The organism is Paractinoplanes rhizophilus (genome assembly GCF_042664765.1).
Taxonomy (GTDB): domain Bacteria; phylum Actinomycetota; class Actinomycetes; order Mycobacteriales; family Micromonosporaceae; genus Actinoplanes; species Actinoplanes rhizophilus.
The window spans coordinates 170,465-188,066 of record NZ_JBHTBJ010000014.1; the positions used below are offsets into that span (position 1 = coordinate 170,465).

18 protein-coding genes and 1 pseudogene are annotated in these 17,602 nt (G+C 70.2%); 13 read left to right on the forward strand and 6 right to left on the reverse strand.

Features of this window, described 5'->3' with window-relative positions; genetic code table 11:
- The first annotated feature begins 62 nt into the window (after positions 1 to 62).
- Genes ACFQS1_RS20740 through ACFQS1_RS20800 form a run of 13 tightly spaced genes read left to right on the forward strand, consistent with a single transcriptional unit; the run spans position 63 to position 11,270 of the window.
- Positions 63 to 956 carry a tryptophan 2,3-dioxygenase gene (locus tag ACFQS1_RS20740; protein WP_378970786.1) on the forward strand — a complete coding sequence of 298 codons (894 nt, stop codon included), beginning with the start codon at positions 63 to 65 and terminating at the stop codon, positions 954 to 956.
- Positions 956 to 2,200 (forward strand): kynureninase, encoded by a 1,245-nt coding sequence (gene kynU, locus ACFQS1_RS20745; protein WP_378970737.1) that lies wholly within the window; start codon positions 956 to 958, stop codon positions 2,198 to 2,200. The genes ACFQS1_RS20740 and kynU overlap by 1 nt, the downstream gene beginning before the upstream one ends.
- Entirely contained in the window at positions 2,197 to 3,525 is a 1,329-nt protein-coding gene (locus ACFQS1_RS20750) for an FAD-dependent oxidoreductase (protein ID WP_378970739.1), read from the forward strand. Before kynU ends, ACFQS1_RS20750 begins: the two co-directional genes overlap by 4 nt.
- Entirely contained in the window at positions 3,522 to 4,979 is a 1,458-nt protein-coding gene (locus ACFQS1_RS20755; RefSeq protein WP_378970742.1) for a 2-hydroxymuconic semialdehyde dehydrogenase, read from the forward strand. The genes ACFQS1_RS20750 and ACFQS1_RS20755 overlap by 4 nt, the downstream gene beginning before the upstream one ends.
- On the forward strand, positions 4,976 to 5,758 hold the full coding sequence (locus tag ACFQS1_RS20760; RefSeq protein ID WP_378970744.1) for a 2-keto-4-pentenoate hydratase: 783 nt from the start codon (positions 4,976 to 4,978) through the stop codon (positions 5,756 to 5,758). Before ACFQS1_RS20755 ends, ACFQS1_RS20760 begins: the two co-directional genes overlap by 4 nt.
- The gene (locus ACFQS1_RS20765; protein ID WP_378970746.1) at positions 5,755 to 6,636 is read left to right on the forward strand and encodes an acetaldehyde dehydrogenase (acetylating); all 882 of its coding nucleotides are present in this window, start codon (positions 5,755 to 5,757) and stop codon (positions 6,634 to 6,636) included. The genes ACFQS1_RS20760 and ACFQS1_RS20765 overlap by 4 nt, the downstream gene beginning before the upstream one ends.
- Positions 6,633 to 7,649: a 4-hydroxy-2-oxovalerate aldolase gene (dmpG, locus tag ACFQS1_RS20770; protein ID WP_378970749.1), complete on the forward strand. Its 1,017-nt coding sequence runs from the start codon at positions 6,633 to 6,635 to the stop codon at positions 7,647 to 7,649. Before ACFQS1_RS20765 ends, dmpG begins: the two co-directional genes overlap by 4 nt.
- Positions 7,642 to 8,340: a 2-keto-4-pentenoate hydratase gene (locus tag ACFQS1_RS20775; RefSeq protein WP_378970752.1), complete on the forward strand. Its 699-nt coding sequence runs from the start codon at positions 7,642 to 7,644 to the stop codon at positions 8,338 to 8,340. Before dmpG ends, ACFQS1_RS20775 begins: the two co-directional genes overlap by 8 nt.
- Positions 8,337 to 8,759, forward strand: a complete 423-nt coding sequence (locus ACFQS1_RS20780) for a RidA family protein (RefSeq protein ID WP_378970754.1) — start codon at positions 8,337 to 8,339, stop codon at positions 8,757 to 8,759. Before ACFQS1_RS20775 ends, ACFQS1_RS20780 begins: the two co-directional genes overlap by 4 nt.
- A complete protein-coding gene (locus ACFQS1_RS20785) occupies positions 8,756 to 9,274 on the forward strand; it encodes a 3-hydroxyanthranilate 3,4-dioxygenase (RefSeq protein ID WP_378970756.1) in 519 nt (172 codons plus the stop codon). The genes ACFQS1_RS20780 and ACFQS1_RS20785 overlap by 4 nt, the downstream gene beginning before the upstream one ends.
- Entirely contained in the window at positions 9,274 to 10,278 is a 1,005-nt protein-coding gene (locus tag ACFQS1_RS20790; RefSeq protein ID WP_378970759.1) for an amidohydrolase family protein, read from the forward strand. Before ACFQS1_RS20785 ends, ACFQS1_RS20790 begins: the two co-directional genes overlap by 1 nt.
- Before the next feature lie 40 nt (positions 10,279 to 10,318).
- On the forward strand, positions 10,319 to 10,804 hold the full coding sequence (locus ACFQS1_RS20795) for a nitroreductase/quinone reductase family protein (protein WP_378970761.1): 486 nt from the start codon (positions 10,319 to 10,321) through the stop codon (positions 10,802 to 10,804).
- Between the two features lie 40 nt (positions 10,805 to 10,844).
- Positions 10,845 to 11,270 (forward strand): hypothetical protein, encoded by a 426-nt coding sequence (locus ACFQS1_RS20800; protein WP_378970763.1) that lies wholly within the window; start codon positions 10,845 to 10,847, stop codon positions 11,268 to 11,270.
- On the opposite strand, the gene ACFQS1_RS20805 is transcribed toward ACFQS1_RS20800, so the two are convergent.
- The 6 genes and pseudogenes from ACFQS1_RS20805 to ACFQS1_RS20830 all read right to left on the reverse strand — a co-directional run.
- Positions 11,267 to 12,097 carry a beta/alpha barrel domain-containing protein gene (locus tag ACFQS1_RS20805; RefSeq protein ID WP_378970765.1) on the reverse strand — a complete coding sequence of 277 codons (831 nt, stop codon included), beginning with the start codon at positions 12,095 to 12,097 and terminating at the stop codon, positions 11,267 to 11,269. The genes ACFQS1_RS20800 and ACFQS1_RS20805 overlap by 4 nt on opposite strands.
- Before the next feature lie 210 nt (positions 12,098 to 12,307).
- A complete protein-coding gene (locus tag ACFQS1_RS20810; protein ID WP_378970767.1) occupies positions 12,308 to 12,523 on the reverse strand; it encodes a hypothetical protein in 216 nt (71 codons plus the stop codon).
- The gene (locus tag ACFQS1_RS20815) at positions 12,520 to 15,540 is read right to left on the reverse strand and encodes a formylglycine-generating enzyme family protein (RefSeq protein ID WP_378970769.1); all 3,021 of its coding nucleotides are present in this window, start codon (positions 15,538 to 15,540) and stop codon (positions 12,520 to 12,522) included. The genes ACFQS1_RS20810 and ACFQS1_RS20815 overlap by 4 nt, the downstream gene beginning before the upstream one ends.
- Positions 15,540 to 16,298 carry an SDR family NAD(P)-dependent oxidoreductase gene (locus ACFQS1_RS20820; protein WP_378970772.1) on the reverse strand — a complete coding sequence of 253 codons (759 nt, stop codon included), beginning with the start codon at positions 16,296 to 16,298 and terminating at the stop codon, positions 15,540 to 15,542. The genes ACFQS1_RS20815 and ACFQS1_RS20820 overlap by 1 nt, the downstream gene beginning before the upstream one ends.
- 103 nt (positions 16,299 to 16,401) lie before the next feature.
- Positions 16,402 to 17,421, reverse strand: a complete 1,020-nt coding sequence (locus ACFQS1_RS20825) for an NYN domain-containing protein (protein ID WP_378970774.1) — start codon at positions 17,419 to 17,421, stop codon at positions 16,402 to 16,404.
- Positions 17,422 to 17,430: 9 nt separating this feature from the next.
- A pseudogene (locus ACFQS1_RS20830) lies at positions 17,431 to 17,602 on the reverse strand (electron transfer flavoprotein subunit alpha/FixB family protein); the annotation flags it as partial.

The window sequence follows — 17,602 nt, forward strand, 5'->3', positions numbered from 1 at the left end:
TCCGATCTCGCGAATCTAGCCCGAAGTCGCGGGTAATCAGTGGTCATGACCGTTGAATCGGCATTCCGCGGGAGGCGTCCGCGGCGAATTATGGTGCGGTGGAAACGACGACCGCGGCGCAGCGGGACGAGCGGGCGGCTCGCAACGGCGGGCAGCCGACCCTGGAGTTCGGGCAGCGCGTGCCCTACGACTCCTACGTCCACGCCAGCACGCTGCACACGCTTCAGCGCACGATCAGCGGCGACCCGGGCGAGATGTCGTTCCTGGTGGTCAGCCAGATCATGGAGCTGTACTTCAAGCTCATCCGGCACGAGCTGGCCCAGGCGCGCGATCACGTGCGCGCCGATCGGCCGTGGCCCGCGCTGGCGCCGCTCCGGCGCGCCGCGCTGCACCTGGAGGGGCTCAACGCGGCGTGGCAGACGCTGCGCTGGATGACCCCGGGTGACTTCAACCGCTTCCGGGATCTGCTCGGCGAGGGCTCGGGCTTCCAGTCGGCGATGTACCGGCAGGTCGAGTTCGCGCTCGGGCTGCGCAACCGGGCCCTGATCCGGCCGTTCCGCGGGTCGCCGGCGTTCGACGAGCTCACCGCCGCGATCCAGGAGCCGAGCCTGTGGGACGAGGTGATCCGTCTGCTGGCGCGCGCCGGCCACGACATCGACGCCAAGTCGATCGACCGCGACTTCCAGGAAGAGCACGAGCCGGATCCGACCGTGGCCGAGGCGTGGGTGCACATCTACCGCACCGACGGGCCCGACAACCACCTGCGCATGCTCGGCGAGGCGCTGACCGAGGTGGCCGACCGCTTCGGCGACTGGCGGTACCTTCACCTCAAGGCGGTCCAGCGGACCATGGGCGCCAAGACCGGCACCGGCGGATCGAACGGGCTGGCCTGGTTGCAGCGCAGCATGAACCGCACCGTCTTCCCGGAGCTGTGGATCGCACGGACGGACATGTAATGGATCTTGACATCGACGACCCCGGTCACCGCCACCTCTTTCACATCCCCCCGGCGGAGGGCGGCGACCATCCCGAGGTGGCCTACTTCGCCGGCAACTCGCTCGGCCTGCAGCCCAAGGCCACCCGGGTCGAGCTGATGGAGGACCTGGCCGAGTGGGCCCGGCTCGGCGTCGAGGGCCACCTCGACGCGGCGCGGCCGTGGCTGCCGTACCACGAGCTGCTGACCGCCCCGGCGGCCCGGCTGGTCGGCGCGCTGCCGTCCGAGGTCGTGGTGATGAACTCGCTCACCGTCAACCTGCACCTGCTGATGGTGTCGTTCTACCGCCCGGCCGGCCGCCGCACGAGGATCGTCATCGAGGACGCGGCCTTCCCGTCCGACAGCTACGCGGTACGCAGCCAGGCCCGGTTCCACGGCCTCGACCCCGACGAGACGGTCGTCCGCCTGAAGCCCCGCGACGGCGAGGACACCCTCCGCACCGAAGACGTGCTCGACGCGGTGACCGACGAGGTGGCCCTCGTGATGCTGGGCGGCGTCAACTACCTGACCGGCGAGCTGATGGACATCGCCGCGATCACCGCGGAAGCGCGGAAGAGAGGCGCGGTGGTCGGCTGGGACCTCGCCCATGCCGCCGGAAATGTCCCGTTGAACCTGCACGAGGCCGGCGCCGACTTCGCGGCCTGGTGCTCGTACAAGTACCTGAACTCGGGGCCGGGCGCGCTGGCCGGCGTCTTCGTGCACGAGCGCCACCACGGCGATGACGGCCTCAACCGGTTCGAGGGCTGGTGGAGCACCGAGCCGGCCACCCGGTTCGAGATGACCCCCACCTCGCGCCCGCCGCGCAGCGCCGACGCCTGGCAGGTGTCGAACCCGCCGATCTTCGCGATGGGCCCGGTGCGCACGTCGCTGCGGATCTTCGACGAGGTCGGCATGCCCGCCCTGCGGGAGCGCAGCCTGCGGCTCACCGGCTACCTGCGCGGCCTGTTCGACGAGGTGGTCGCGACGCGCCCGCTGAGCGTGCTCACGCCGCGCGAGCCGGAGCGGCACGGCTGCCAGCTTTCGGTACGCCTGCACGAGGGCAACGCCGGCGCGCTCACCAAGCGGCTGCGCTTCGAGCACGGCGTGATCGCCGACGCCCGCCAGCCGGACGTGATCCGGTTCGCGCCGGTGCCGCTCTATTCCACCTACGAGGACTGCCGCCGGGCAGCCGATGCCCTGGCAGCCTGCGTGGAGGAGATCCGATGAGCCCGCAAAAGGAGAAGGCACACGTCGCCGTGGTCGGCGCCGGGCTGACCGGCGGCCTGCTCGCCTGCTACCTGGGCCGCCGCGGCTACCGGGTGGACGTCTACGAGCGCCGCCCCGACCCCCGGGTCACCGGCGCCGAGCGCGGGCGCTCGATCAACCTGGCCCTCTCCGAGCGGGGCATCGACGCCCTGCGCCGGATCGGGCTGGCCGACGAGGTGCTCGCCGACGCGCTGCCGATGCGCGGCCGGATGGTGCATCCGCTCGGCGGGGCGCCGAACTTCCAGCCGTACAGCATCTCCGGGGACCGGGCGATCAACTCGATCGGCCGGGGCGCGCTCAACAACGCGCTCCTCGACGCGGCGGCGGCGACGCCGGGCGTGACCATCCATTTCGACCATCCGCTCACCGAGCTCGACCCGGAGGCGGGGACGCTCGGCTTCGCCGACGGCAGTCAGGCCAAGGCGGACATCATTCTGGGTGCCGACGGCGCCGGCTCCGCGACGCGCGGGCTGCTTCTGGCGTACGCCGGGGACGCGTTCGACGAGGAGGTCAGCTTCCTCGACTACGGCTACAAGGAGCTGACCATCCCGGCCCGGGACGGCGGCTTCGCGCTGGACCCGGGCGCGCTGCACATCTGGCCGCGCGGCACCTCGATGATGATCGCGTTGCCGAACCCGGACGGCTCGTTCACCGGCACCCTGTTCTGGCCGAACGGCGGCACCGGCAGCTTCGCCTCGCTGGGCAGCCCGGCCGCGGTCGAGCGGCACTTCCGCAAGAACTACCCCGACCTGCTGGAGCTGATCCCCGACCTGCCCGGCGACTTCCGGCACAACCCGGTCGGGCTGCTCGGCACGGTCCGGTGCGGGCCGTGGCAGATGCTCGGCAAGGTGGCGCTGATCGGCGACGCCGCGCACGCCATCGTCCCGTTCTACGGTCAGGGCGCCAACGCCGCGTTCGAGGACGTGGTCGAGCTCGACCGCTGCCTCGAGGCCACCGGCGACGACTGGCCGGCCGCGCTGCCGCTTTACGAGCAGAACCGCCGGGAGAACAGCGAGGCGATCGCCGAGATGGCCCTGGCGAACTTCGTCGAGATGCGCGACAAGGTGGCCGACCCGCTGTTCAAGCTGGGCAAGCGCGTCGAGCACACCCTCGAGCGCCTGCTGCCCGGCGTCTACGTCTCCCGATACGAGCTGGTCTCGTTCTCCACCACGCCGTACGCGACGGTCCGCCGCCGGGTCCGCCGCCAGCACCAGGCCCTGGCCGCGGTGGCGGCGGCGGCCGGCGTGGCCGCGGCGGCCCTGATCGCCAAGGCGGTGCGCCGATGAAGGTCCTGCGCAACTTCGTGGCCGGCGAGTTCCGCGAGCCGGCCGGCACCTTCGCCAAGTTCTCCCCGGTCACCGGCGAGCAGGTGTGCACGGTCACCGAGTCGGACCGCGGCGTCGTCGACGACGCGGTGGCGGCGGCCAAGCGGGCCGTGCGCGGGCCGTGGGGCCGCACGACCGAGCAGGAGCGCGCCGCGATGCTGCGCCGGATCGCCGACGAGCTCGACAAGCGGTTCGACGACCTGGTCGAGGCCGAGGTGGCCGACACCGGCAAGACCATCGCCCAGGCCCGCACCCTGGACATCCCGCGCGGCGCCGCGAACTTCCGGGCCTTCGCCGACATCGTGGCCGCCACCGGCACCGAGTCGTTCACCACCGCCACCGCGGGCGGCGGCCGGGCGCTGAACTACGCGATCCGCAAGCCGATGGGCGTCGTCGCGATCATCGTGCCGTGGAACCTGCCGCTGCTGCTGCTCACCTGGAAGGTCGCGCCCGCCCTGGCCTGCGGCAACGCCGTCGTGGTCAAGCCGAGCGAGGAGACGCCGGCCTCGGCGACCGTGCTGGCCGAGGCGATGGCCGCCGCGGGCGTGCCCGAGGGGGTTTTCAACCTCGTGCACGGCCACGGCCCGGACGCCGCCGGCGAGTGGCTGACCACCCACCCGGACGTGGACGCGATCACCTTCACCGGCGAGTCGGCCACCGGCTCGGCGATCATGCGCAACGCCGCGGCCGGGGTGAAGGCGGTGTCGTTCGAGCTCGGCGGCAAGAACGCCGGGCTGATCTTCGCCGACAGCGACCTGGACGCCGCCGTGGCCGGCAGCGTCCGGTCCAGCTTCACCAACGGCGGGCAGGTCTGCCTCTGCACCGAGCGGCTGTACGTGCAGCGGCCGGTCTTCGACGAGTTCGTCGAGCGGCTCGCCCGGGCCGCGAAGGAACTGACCTACGGCTGGCCGACCGACGAGGGCACCGGCACCATGCCGCTGATCTCCAAGGCGCACCGCGACAAGGTGCTCGGCTACTACGACCTGGCCCGCCAGGAGGGCGCCACCGTGCTGGCCGGCGGCGGGGTGCCGGAGCTGGGCGACGCCCGCGACAACGGCTCCTACATCGAGCCCACCGTGATCACCGGCCTCGGCCAGGACGCCCGGACCGTCCGCGAGGAGATCTTCGGGCCGATCTGCCACGTCGCGCCGTTCGACCACGAGGAGGAGGCGTTCGCGCTGGCCAACGACAGCGCGTACGGCCTCGCCGGCACGGTGTGGACCCGCGATGTGGGCCGGGCCTTGCGGGCCGGTGCGCGGCTCGACGCCGGCCTGGTCTGGGTGAACACCTGGTTCCTGCGAGACCTGCGCACGCCGTTCGGCGGCATGCGAGCCTCGGGGGTGGGCCGCGAGGGCGGCCGCCATTCGCTCGACTTCTACTCGGAGTACACCAACGTGTGTGTAGACATGTCATGACCGTCGTCGAGGAGCTGCTCGACGCGTACGCGTCCCGGAAGCCGATCGCCCCGGTGCGCGAGCGATTCATCCCGCTCGGCGACATCGACGCCGCCTATGCGGCGCAACGGGCCCAGGTCGAGGCGTGGGAGAAGGCGGGACGCCGCCGGGTGGGCGCCAAGATCGGGCTGACCGCGCCCTCGGTGCAGCGGCAGCTCGGCGTCGGCCAGCCTGACTTCGGCGTGCTGCTGGCCGACATGGCGGTGCCGGACGGGGCCGAGATCGACCACGGCGCGCTGCTGCAGCCGCGGGTCGAGGCCGAGGTGGCGTTCGTGCTCGGCGCCGACCTGCTCGACGGCCGGGTGACCGTCGCCGACGTGGTGCGGGCGACCGACTTCCTGCTGCCGGCCATCGAGGTGGTCGACTCGCGGATCGCCGGCTGGGACATCACCATCGTGGACACGGTGGCCGACAACGCCTCCAGCGGGATGTACGTGCTCGGCACGACGCCGCGCCGGATCGCCGACGTGGACCTGCGGCTGTGCGGGGCGGTGCTGGAGCACGCGGGCGAGCCGGTCTCGGTCGGCGCGGGCGCGGCCTGCCTGGGCAACCCGCTGCACGCGGTGGCCTGGCTGGCCTCGACGATGGCCGCCGCCGGCAGCCCGCTGCGGGCCGGCGACGTCGTGCTCTCCGGCGCACTCGGGCCGATGGTGCCGGCGACGGCGGGCGCGTCCTACGAGGCGCGGATCTCCGGGCTGGGCTCGGTGCGCGCGAACTTCACCAAGGAGGGGCAACCATGACGGTCGGCGTGGCCGTGATCGGGTCGGGCAACATCGGCACCGACCTGATGTTCAAGGTGCTGCGCACCTCCGCGGAGCTGCGGATGGTGGCGATGGCGGGCATCGACCCCGATTCGGACGGGCTGGCCCGCGCGAAGCGGCTCGGCATCGCCACCACCGCCAAGGGCGTCGAGGGGCTGGTCGCGCTGCCCGAGTTCGCCGACGTGGGGATCGTCTTCGACGCCACGTCGGCCGGGGCGCACCGGCACAACGACGAGGTGCTCAAGGCGTACCCGGTGAAGGTTGTGGATCTTACGCCCGCCGCCGTCGGGCCGTACGTGGTGCCGCCGGTCAACCTGGCGGCCCACCCGGGCGAGCGCAACGTCAACATGGTGACCTGCGGCGGCCAGGCGACCGTGCCGATCGTGGCGGCGGTGGCCGCGGTGACGCCGGTGTCCTACGCGGAGATCGTGGCCTCGATCGCGTCGAAGTCGGCGGGGCCGGGGACGCGCGCGAACATCGACGAGTTCACCGAGACAACCGCCCGGGCCCTGGAGGTCATCGGTGGCGCGGGTCGCGGCAAGGCGATCATCGTGCTGAACCCGGCCGAGCCGCCGCTGCTGATGCGTGACACGGTCTACTGCCTCTGCCCGTCCTCCGCCGACCAAGCCGCCATCGTGGCGTCGGTGGAAGCGATGGTCGCCGAGGTGCGGCAATACGTGCCGGGCTACCGCCTCAAGCAGGAAGTGCAGTTCCGCGAGATCGACGGTGGGCTGCTCGTTTCGGTGTTCCTGGAGGTCTCCGGGGCCGGGCACTACCTGCCCGAGTACGCCGGGAACCTGGACATCATGACCTCGGCCGCGGTGCGGACCGCCGAGCGGATGGTGGTGGCGCAGTGACCGAGATCTACGTGCAGGACGTGACGCTGCGGGACGGCATGCACGCCATCGGCCACCGGTACACCGTCGATCAGGTACGGCAGATCGCCGCGGCGCTGGACGCCGCCGGGGTCGCCGCGATCGAGGTGGCGCACGGCGACGGGCTGGCCGGGTCGAGCATCAACTACGGGCGGGGCGCGGCCACCGACGCCGAGTGGATCAGCGCGGCCGCCTCGGTGCTCACCCAGGCGCGGCTGACCACGCTGCTGCTGCCCGGGATCGGCACAATCGCCGACCTGCGCGCCGCCCGCGACCTCGGGGTGACCAGCGTGCGGATCGCGACGCACTGCACCGAGGCGGACATCTCGGCCCAGCACATCGGCTGGGCCCGGGATAACGGCATGGACGTCTCCGGGTTCCTGATGATGTCGCACATGAGCCCGCCGGCCGAGCTGGCGAAGCAGGCCAAGCTGATGGAGTCGTACGGGGCGCACTGCGTCTACATCACCGACTCCGGCGGGCGGCTCACGATGACCGACGTGGCCGAGCGGGCCGACGCGTACCGGCAGATCCTCGACCCGGGCACCGAGATCGGCATCCACGCGCACCACAACCTGTCGCTGGGCGTGGCCAACAGCATCGTGGCCGTCGAGCACGGGGTGTACCGGGTGGACGCGTCGCTGGCCGGGATGGGCGCGGGGGCCGGCAACGCGCCGCTCGAGGTGTTCGCGGCGGTGGCCGAGCTGAACGGCTGGAAGCACGGGTGCGACGTGTTCGCGCTGATGGACGCGGCCGACGACATCGTGCGGCCGCTGCAGGACCGGCCGGTGCGGGTGGACCGGGAGACGCTGTCGCTGGGGTACGCGGGGGTGTACTCGTCGTTCCTGCGGCACGCCGAGTCCGCGGCCGACACGTACGGCGTGGACGTGCGCACGATCCTGGTCGAGCTGGGCCGCCGCCGGATGGTCGGCGGCCAGGAGGACATGATCGTGGACGTGGCCCTGGATCTCGTCCGGGAGAAGAAGAATGACTGACTTCGCGACGGCGCTCGACGACGCGCTCACCGGGGTCACCGAGCTGACGTCGGGCTCGTTCGCGACCGACGACCCGTACGCGGTGCAGCGGGAGGTCGTCGACCGGCGGCTGGCCCGGGGCGAGACGGCGGTGGGCGTCAAGCTGGGGCTGACCAGCCGGGCCAAGATGCGGCAGATGGGCGTGCACGAGGTCATCTGGGGCCGACTCACCGACGCGATGCGGATCCCGGACGGCGGAACGCTCGACCTGTCCCAGCGGATCCACGCCAAGGTCGAGCCGGAGGTGGCCTTCCTGGTGCGCGGCGGCGAGATCGCGGCGGTCGCGCCCGCTCTCGAGGTGATCGACTCGCGGTGGCGGGACTTCAAGTTCACGCTGCCCGAGGTGATCGCGGACAACACGTCGGCGGCCGGGTTCGTGGTCGGCAACTGGCAGCCCGTTCCCGAGGGCATCGACAACCTCGGCGTGCTGCTCGAGGTCGGCGGGCGAGTGGTCGAGATCGGCTCGACGGCGGCGATCCTCGGGGATCCGCGGCGGGCCTTTGCCGAGGCGAAGCGGCTGGCGGGGGTGCTGCGGGACGACTGGATCGTGCTGGCGGGGGCCGCTACCGCGGCGGTGCCGGTGACGCCCGGGGCCGTGGTCCGCGTCGAGGTCGAGAAGCTGGGCACCGCGACGCTGAAGGCCTCCTCGTGACGGCGCGGGTGGTGTCCGGGAAGGCCACGCCACGCGGGCGGTTCCCGCATGTGAAGGTGGCCGGTGGCTTCGTCTTCGTGAGTGGGACGAGCAGTCGGCGCCCCGACAACACGATCGCCGGCGCCTCGGTGGACGCGATGGGGACCACCGCGCTCGACATTCGCGAACAGACCCGGGCTGTCATCTCCAACATCTCCGACATTTTGCGCGACGTCGGGGCGTCCTTGGCGGACCTTGTTCAGGTGACGACCTATCTGGTCAATATGAACGATTTTGGCGGATACAACGAGATCTATGCCTCTTACTTCGACGAAACCGGGCCTACTCGGACAACAGTGGCGGTTCACCAGCTGCCCCATCCTCACCTGCTCATCGAGATGCAAGCGGTAGCGATCCTGCGCAAGGAGGCACAGCCATGACGACCGACCCGATCAACTTCCCCGGCTGGATCGACGAGAACAAGCACCTGCTCAAGCCCCCGGTCGGCAACAAGCAGATGTTCCCGACCGGCTCCGACTTCATCGTCATGGTGGTCGGCGGGCCGAACTCGCGCACCGACTTCCACGTCGACCCGTACGAGGAGTTCTTCTATCAGGTCAAGGGCAACATGCACGTCAAGACGATGACCCCCGAGGGCCCGAAGGACGTGCACATCCGCGAGGGCGAGATGTGGGTGCTGCCCGGCAACACGCCGCACTCGCCGCAGCGGCCCGAGGCCGGCTCGATCGGGCTGGTCGTCGAGCGGGTGCGCGAGGAGGGCACGCTGGAGAAGTTCCAGTGGTACTGCTTCGAGTGCAACGCGCTGGTGCACGAGGTGGAGCTGCAGGTCCGCGACATCGTCGCCGACCTGCCGCCGGTGTTCACCGCGTTCTACGAAGACGAGAAGGCGCGCACCTGCGACAACTGCGGCGCGCTGCATCCGGGCAAGGGCTGATGACCTCGTCCGACGTCATCGACGTGCACACGCACGTCGTGCCGAAGGGCTGGCCGGACCTCGCCGTGGCGTGCGGCGGGGACGGCTGGCCCTGGCTCAAGGTCGAGTCCGAGCGCGAGGCGATCATCATGATCCGCGATCGCGAGTTCCGGCGGATCGACTCGTCCTGCTGGGATCCGGCCGTCCGCTTCGCGGACATGGCCGCCGATGGCGTCGCGCGCCAGGTGGTTTCGCCGACGCCGGTGTTTTTCGGGTACGACCGACCGGCGGATCAGGCGGTGCGGCTGTCGCGGGTCTTCAACGACTTGACGCTCACGGTGACCGGCGGCGATTCCCGGCTCATTCCGTTCTGTCAGGTGCCGCTGCAGGACCCGGCGGCCGCCTGCGCCGAGCTGGACCGCTGCCTCGCCGCGGGCCACGTGGGCGTGGAGATCGGCAACCACGTCGGCGACCGCGACCTGGACGACGCGGGAATCGTGGAGTTCCTCCAGCACTGCGCGTCGGTCGGGGCGCCGGTCTTCGTGCACCCGTGGGACATGCCGGAGAGCCCGCGGCTCGACCGGTGGATGGCGCGCTGGCTGACCGGGATGCCGGCCGAGACCCACCTGTCGGCGCTGGCGCTGATCCTCGGCGGGGTGCTCGACCGGGTGCCGCCGTCGCTGCGGCTCTGCTTCGCCCACGGGGGCGGCAGTTTCCCGTACTGGCTGGGCCGGGCCGACAACGCCTGGGAGCGGCGGGGCGACCTCGTGCGCGGCCGGTCGACCATGCCGCCGAGCGCGTACACCGACCGCTTCTATGTGGACTCGGTGGTGTTCAGCGAGCCGGCGTTGCGGTTGCTGGTGGACACCATGGGCGAGGACCGCGTGGTGGTGGGCAGCGACTACCCGTACCCGTTGGGCGAACGACCGGCCGGCGCGGTGGTCCGCAACGCCTCGTTCCTGAGCGAGTCGCAGCGCGCCAAGCTGCTGACCGCGAACGCGCGGGCTTTCCTCGGCGTGCGATGAGCATGCCACTGTCCGCGCGGTGACGTGCGATCCTTTCCCGATGTGGCGAAGGATGTGGCGCGCGATCGGGTCGTGGCCCGGGTTCACGCCGGTGGCCCGGCGGATGGTGACGGCCGACCGGTGGATCGCCCGGGTGACCCGTGGGCGGGTGGTGGCGCTGGGCATGGCCCCGTCGCTGATGCTCACCACGACCGGCCGGCGGAGCGGGCTGCCGCGCAGCCAGCCCTTGCAGTATCTCCGGGACGGCGACGACCTGATCGTCATCGCCTCGAACTGGGGCGGCGAGAAGGATCCCGCCTGGGCCTGGAACCTGCGCGCCGACCCGGCCGCCCGGGTCACCCTGGGCGGGCGGGAGCTGCCGGTCACCGCCCGCGAGACCGAGAGCGAGGAGCGCGACCGGCTCTGGAAGCTGATCGTCGACCAGTGGCCGGGCTACGAGACCTACCGCACCCGCGCGTCCCACCGGAAGCTCCGCATCTTCCGCCTGACCCCGGGCGGCGCCGGACCCGCGGCGCGGCCGCACTAGCTTGGTTTCACATCCACCGCCAGTTTCGTACCCTCGGCCCATGGCGGACGTGGGAAGCGTGTCATCCTGGGTGAGTTCGGGTCTGACCAGCGCGTCGCTGGCGCTCGCCGCGTTCACGTACTTCCGGGCCGGAGAGGACCGGCGCCGGAGTCAGGTCGCCCGGGTCAGCATCTGGTGGATCAACCCGCGGCGAGCCCTCGTGCGCAACAGCAACGAAGCAGCCGTCACGGTGCAGGCGCTGGTCCCGGACACAGCCTCGTCCGAGCGCCTCGAGCTGGGGCCGGGCGAGACCCGCGGGCTGCTGTTGCCGGCGTCGCTGGACGGTCGTGCCGCCGACGTGGCTCTCACGATCGTCGACTCGTATGCCCGCTCGTGGATTCGGCGCGGCGGAGGGTCCCTGAAGCGGATCAGCAAGCCGGGCCCGCCGCCGGAGACGGCCCGAACGCTTCGCTGGGAGGATCGCTAGAGCGCCTGTGCCTCATGCGCGACCGCGTGGTGCTCGTCGTCCAGCACGCTGCGTAGCTTGCGCAAAAACGGCAGCGGGTCGGGCCGGGCGAAGATCTGGCGGCCATAGGCAACACCAGCCGCCCCGGCCTTCACGGCGCCGCGCGCCTTTTCGATCGCCGCGCCCTCATCCGTTAGCTTCTCGCCGGCGATCAGGACCGGGACACCCATTGCCGACTCGACCACGCTGCCGAAGGTCTCCTCCGACCCCGTGTAGATGGTCTTCACCACCGAGGCGCCGAGTTCAACGGCAACTCGCACGCAGTGGCGTACCAGCGCGGTGAACTTTTCCGGCTCCGCCGACCGCATCGCGATGTAGTTGTCGTCGGTGCCGTCCTCGGCACGACCGCGCGGGTAGGCGAAAGCCACCACGGGAAGCCCGTACTCCTGCGCCTCGTCGACGCGGCGGCCCAGCATCTCCAGCTGCTCGGTCTCGTAAGGCGAGGTCATGTTCACGTGACAGGCGACCGCGTCGGCCCCGGCGCTGATCGCGTCCCGCACCCTCCCGACCGGGACCTTCCGGGTGTGTTCCCCCATCGTGGTGCTCGCGCTGAGGTTCATCACGAACGGCGTGTCCAGCAGCGCCTCATGGGCGGCGACGAGCACGCCGCGGAATCCCAGCACCGCCGTCACGTGCTCGAGGACATCGCAGTGCAGGAGCGTGCGGACGTCGCGGAGGTGATCCTCGGGCCCGGAGATCAGGCCATCGTCCAGCGGCAGCCACAGTGCGGGCCGATCGCCCGGCACCAACCGGCGAAGCCGCCGCCGCGAGCCCACCTCATCGAGCACGTAAACCTCCGCTGACTCCGCATAGTGAGGGCGACAGGATACGCGCGATCCGGTTCGGAAGGGATGGTCTATCGAGGATAGACCCACGGTTGTTACCGAAGGTGTTCAACCCGGACTTTGGTGCCCTCGTCCCGCTGTCGTCACAGGACATCAACGAAACACGTCCGCGGCAGTAATGACGGGAAAACGACAAAAGGACACTCGGAAGTGTCAGCCCAGGACGTCCGGTGTGTCGTAACGAACGAGCACCGCAAAGATCTCGTCGGGAGTCAGGTCGACGCCGAGCTCCTCGAGTTTGCCAAGGATCTCCGCGTCATCCGAATCTTTGTCCTCGGCGAGCAGAGCGATCTCCCCGATCGGATCGTCGATGGGGCTGCCGCGCATGCTGTCATCATGCGGTTTGCCGGTGGTCTCGTCGTTGCTCATGCCAACCCCTCCGCGATCACGTAACGGAATCCCAGATCCTCGTTCTGGGAGTCGACGTCCCCGCGCCCACGGTACGCCGGGTGTGCACGCCAGTTGTCGTGCCGCCACGAGCCGCCCTTGACTATGCGGCGGTTGTGATCGCCAGGGGAGTAATAATCGAAGACCCATTCGAACACGTTTCCCAGCATTTCCACCGCGAGGTTGCGGCGGGCTTGACTCAGCGTCGCGAACGCCCCGATCGGAGTGGTGGCCGACCATTGCCGGTCACGGGTGTTGGCGAACCCAGGAACCAGTTTATCGTCGATCTCGGTCGTACCGGTGACGCCCCAGGAATGCAGACAGGCGGCCTCCCACTCACTTTCGCTGGGCAGCCGCACCACCGCGCCGATCCGGCGGCTCAGCCAGGCGCAGAACGCATTCGCCTCGAACCAGGACACTCCGACAACGGGCTGCAGCCGATTACGCAACGGCTTTCTCTGCCAGAACCGCGGTGCGGTCAGCGGCTGCTCCTGCAGTGCGCGGGCATAGGCGAACATCTCACCTTCGGTCATCTTGGCGAAACGGACGAGGGCGGCCGCCCCGGCGGGAGTTGCCTTCCCCTCGCGCAGGAGTTGGATGGTCCGCGCCGGATGATCCCGTTGCAGGCGGGCCTGCCGGCGTTGCCAGCCGGCCACGAATTTCTGCTGGGCGCGCTGGCGGGTACGCCATTCCCAGCCCTCCGGCGGCCAGAGGCTCTGATCCTCGTACCCGCCGTCTTCGACGAAGGTCGCATACTCCGCGTTGGAGACCGGGAAGCGCGCGATACGGAATGGGGCGAGTTCGATGTCCCTGGCTTCGCTGTGCACGTTGCGCTCGTCGGTAGCGGGGTCCGCCGGCCGGCCCAATGTCCAACGGCGGCCCGGCACGAGCATCGTCGCGCCCCGGCCGCCTTCGCCGGCCGCGGGAAGGGACCAGCCGAGATCGCCGAGCGCGGCCAGGATGCCGGCTCGGACCGGCGGGACGAAGATCTTGTCCAACTGAGCGCGGAGGCTGGCGACGATGCGGTCACGAATCGCGTCGTCCGGCACGTCCCGGCCGATGGCGATGAACACCCGGGCGGCCAGGACCGGATCCACCGCGAGCAGACGATCCGGCACCTCAACGCCGCGGCGCTGGGCGGCGAACTGGAACAGCTCGTCGTACCGATGGTGGGCGTAACTCGGCGGGGCAGCCGGTGCCGGGTCGGCGCCGTCCTGGAGCGCGCGTTCCCGCTCCTGCTCGGCCAGTCCCGCCAGCTCCTCGAGGGTGCATCCGATCGCGGCGAACAGGTGCTGAACAGACGGATGCGTAAACCGGATCTTGTCTTGGTCGAGCCAGAGGACGTGCAGGTCCTTGGCCGTCTCGAGGGCCTCCTGAGGCGTCACCGGCCGGTCGTCGACCTGGCGGATGGCGCGGGCGAGGAACTCGCCCGCGTCACCCGGCGACATCGCGAGGCGTGCCTTGCCGTTCGGTGACGCCGGCAGCGACAGCTCCTTCGCGAGCTGGCCAAGGCCGCGGATCAGCGGGATCGTCTCCAGCACCGGCCACGGATCCCGGTTGGACTGCGCGATGGTCTCCAGCGTGCTCGCCTGGCGTCCGGGAATCGGTTTGCGCTGGGGAACGTCGTGGCTCCACTCCCGCACGATGGCCGCCGACAGCTCGACGCCGAACAGCCGGGTGCTGGTGGTTGCCACCCAGGGCGCTCCGGAGCCGAGGTAGGACTGCAGGCGTACCGGGCTCGAATACAGCTCGATCAGGCCGGGATCCCTGGTGAACGCCCGGTCGAGCCGCCGCGCCATGCCAACCTCGCGTTCGGTCGCAATCGCGATGATCTCTTCGCGCGAGAGCGGCAGGATCGTGACCTTGGTGGGCTCGCGGTCGCGCGGCACGTTCATCTGGACCGCCTGGTCCCGGGTACGGCAGCTGACCACCACCTTCCCGGCGCCCCGTTCGAAGAGTTCCTGGATGACGTCCCGCCATTGGGACATCCACTGCTCCGGCTCGAGCCCCCGCACACCCCCCTCGTTCAGCCCGTCGAGCAGAACCGTGCCGCCGTCCTCGAGGAACACACCGAAGTCGCACCACCGGCCGACGTCGACCGTGGCGCCCCAACGCTGCCGCAACCAGTCGAGCGAGATGTTGGGCCGGGCGGGCTGATCGGCCAGGGCCACGTAGAACGTCGGTGGCACCTGCTCGGCATCCGACCGCAGCTCCAGGTGGCGCAGGGCGGCGAAGGCGTCGTAGTACCGCAGCTGCAGGCTCTTGCCCGCACTCGGCTCGCCCAGCAACATGACCAGCGGCCGGGTCTGCGGGTCTCCCATGACGTGAGTGAGCGACACCGGCCTGGTCAACGACGACGTGAGATCCTCGCGCCGGCTCAGCCGCACGTTGACGAAGGCGCGGCTGCCCGGTTCCGCCGCCCACCCGGCCAGCCGGCGCAAGCTGTAGTCCGTCCGGCTGACCGCCTTGCGGTTCTCGCGTAGCTCGTTCCACAGCGCCCGGGCGACCGGGACGACGCGCGGGCGCACCTCGCCGCTCAGCGTCTCCACCAGGACCTCGCGGCTCGCGGCCACGTCCGTGCCGGGCAGGGGCTCGTCGATGGGTTGCAGCTTCGGCAGCCGGCTGAAGACCGGGCCGGTCGGCCGGACCAGATTCATCAGGTCGGCGGCGAGCGTGGTGAGCTCGCTGATCTGGCCGTTCCACTCCAGGGTCACGTCGCGCGGCCAGCCCCCGGGCTCCTCGGGCGCCGGGCCGGAGCGTTCCGCGGCGATCGTCACTGTCGCCCGGTTGGCCAGCCTGGTCAGGACCGCCCGCTGTGCCGCCGTCGGCCGGTTGCGGGTCAGCACCACGAAGCAGTCGACCAAGGTGTCCCGGTCGGCGGTGAGGATCATGGCCTGCTGACCGTGCTCCTTCAGCCGCAGCTCGAGCTCTTCCGCGGGAACCGGGCCGTCGCTCCAGATGCCGAACTGTATCCGTTTGCCCAGGGATTGATCAGCCATCAGACAATCTGGCCTCCGTCGACCGGGATCGAGGCGCCGTTGATGAATCCCGCCTCCGAACCGGCCAGATAGAGCACGGCCGACGCGACTTCCCCGGCGGTGGCCATCCGCCCCACCGGGTTCATGGTGCGATATTCGTCGAGGATGTCGTCGACGCTCATGCCGCGGGCGCGGGCGTTGTTCTCGGCGATTCGATGGATCATGTCCGAATCGATGGCACTCGGGCAGATCTCGTTGCAGGTCACGCCGGTGTTCGCGTACTCAAGGGCCATCACCTTGGTCAGGCCGCTGAGCGCGTGCTTGGACGCCACATAGGGCGCGCGATTGATCGCGCCGCGCAGGCTGTAGATCGAGCCGACGTTGATGATCCGTCCCCAGCCGCGTTTCAGCATGCCCGGGAGAACGGCCTGGGACAGCAGGAACGGCGCCGTGACATTGACTCGCATCATCTTGTCCCAGATCAGTGGATCAACTCCGTGGGCCTGTTCCCGGGAGATGTTGATGCCCGCGCAATTGACCAGTACGTCGAAATCCGACATCGGAAGGGTGAAGTCCGCGGAAAAGTCGATCTTAAATCCGGTCGCACCGAGGGTGTCGGTGAGGCGCGTGGCGTTCTGATCATTCCGGCAGAACTGGAAGAACGTGCGATGGCCGGCCTTGGCGAATGCCTGGATAACAGCCTCTCCGAGTGTTCCGGTACCCCCGGTCACCAGCACCCGGAGCGGATTCGAGATCGTGCTGCCGACAGCATCCGTCACGTCGCCTCCGACATGGACAATCGTCCCCGATATTCCCGTGCCCTGTAGCGCAGGGTAATACCTCGCTCACCGGGCCGCTAGGAGAGTCGCCCGCACGACCGCGTCAGGGCGCGGTGAGCTGGTAATCGTCGATGTCGTCGTTCCACTTCAGCGACACCGCGCCGTTGGTGGCGGCGGCCTTGCAGAACTGCAGGAAGCTGCGGTAGCCCAGCTTTTTCTCGCTGAAGTCGGGGACCACCTTGCGCACCTTGTTCTTCAGGCCGGACAACGCCACCGCGCCGCCCAGGTCGGCGACCACCGAGCGGAGCAGGGCGAAAGCCTGCTCGCGGTCGCCGCTTTCCGGGAGGGTCACCTCGGGGTCGCCCTTCGCCGAGCCGGGGACCAACTCGACGACGTTGATGCCGGCCAGATGGCGCAGCAGCTCGCCGAAGGCGCGGAAGCCGTAGTCGGCCTCGTTGAACGTCGGGTCCTTGCGCAGCAAGGTGCGCTTGAGAGTGGAGGCCGTGACCGGGCCGCTCGAGCTGCTCTGCAAACCGGCCACGGTCTGGGCGACCAAGCCGGAAAGCGCGTTCTCGTCGCGCACCGGGGGCGCCTCGACCGCCTCAGGCTCGACCGCCTCGGGCTCGAGGGCCTCGGGCGCGACCACCGGCAGGACGCCCTCGAGGCGGTCGTAGTAGAGGAACTCGTCGCACGCGGGCGGCAGCAGCGCGGAGGTCGATTTCTCGACGCCCACGCCGATCACGCGCTTGTTCAACTCGCGCAGCTTGTGCACCAGCGGGGTGAAGTCGCTGTCGCCGGTGCACAGCACGAACGTCGAGATGTAGTTGCGCTCGAACGCCACCTCGAGCGCATCCACGACCATCTTGATGTCGGCGGCGTTCTTGCGCGAGGCGCCCAGGCGCTGCGGCATGTCGATGAGCTCGACATGCGACCGGGTCAGCATGCGACGGTCCGCATCGAAGAAAGACCAGTCCGCGTACGCCCGGCGCACCACCACGCGGCCCCGCTCGGCCAGCGCGTCGGCGACCGGGCGCAGCTCGAACGCGGTGCCGAGGTGTTCCCGCGCGCTGATCGCGAGGTTTTCGTAGTCGATGAAAAGCGCGATGCGTTCCTCGTGATCCACGCCGTCAGCCTACTGCCGCTTGCGGATCTCCTCCGCCGCTTGGGGCACGACCTCGAACAGGTCACCCACGACGCCGTAGTCGGCGAGCTCGAAGATCGGGGCTTCGGGGTCCTTGTTGACCGCGACGATGGTCTTGGAGGTCTGCATGCCGGCCCGGTGCTGGATCGCGCCGGAGATGCCC

What these genes read in the sequence shown, in the direction of transcription:
- kynU (WP_378970737.1), top strand. Translation starts at nt 956, where the DNA reads ATGGATCTTGACATCGACGACCCCGGTCACCGCCACCTCTTTCACATC.
- ACFQS1_RS20750 (WP_378970739.1), top strand. Translation starts at nt 2,197, where the DNA reads ATGAGCCCGCAAAAGGAGAAGGCACACGTCGCCGTGGTCGGCGCCGGG.
- ACFQS1_RS20755 (WP_378970742.1), top strand. Translation starts at nt 3,522, where the DNA reads ATGAAGGTCCTGCGCAACTTCGTGGCCGGCGAGTTCCGCGAGCCGGCC.
- ACFQS1_RS20760 (WP_378970744.1), top strand. Translation starts at nt 4,976, where the DNA reads ATGACCGTCGTCGAGGAGCTGCTCGACGCGTACGCGTCCCGGAAGCCG.
- ACFQS1_RS20765 (WP_378970746.1), top strand. Translation starts at nt 5,755, where the DNA reads ATGACGGTCGGCGTGGCCGTGATCGGGTCGGGCAACATCGGCACCGAC.
- ACFQS1_RS20775 (WP_378970752.1), top strand. Translation starts at nt 7,642, where the DNA reads ATGACTGACTTCGCGACGGCGCTCGACGACGCGCTCACCGGGGTCACC.
- ACFQS1_RS20785 (WP_378970756.1), top strand. Translation starts at nt 8,756, where the DNA reads ATGACGACCGACCCGATCAACTTCCCCGGCTGGATCGACGAGAACAAG.
- ACFQS1_RS20790 (WP_378970759.1), top strand. Translation starts at nt 9,274, where the DNA reads ATGACCTCGTCCGACGTCATCGACGTGCACACGCACGTCGTGCCGAAG.
- ACFQS1_RS20795 (WP_378970761.1), top strand. Translation starts at nt 10,319, where the DNA reads ATGTGGCGAAGGATGTGGCGCGCGATCGGGTCGTGGCCCGGGTTCACG.
- ACFQS1_RS20800 (WP_378970763.1), top strand. Translation starts at nt 10,845, where the DNA reads ATGGCGGACGTGGGAAGCGTGTCATCCTGGGTGAGTTCGGGTCTGACC.
- ACFQS1_RS20810 (WP_378970767.1), bottom strand. Translation starts at nt 12,523, where the DNA reads ATGAGCAACGACGAGACCACCGGCAAACCGCATGATGACAGCATGCGC.
- ACFQS1_RS20815 (WP_378970769.1), bottom strand. Translation starts at nt 15,540, where the DNA reads ATGGCTGATCAATCCCTGGGCAAACGGATACAGTTCGGCATCTGGAGC.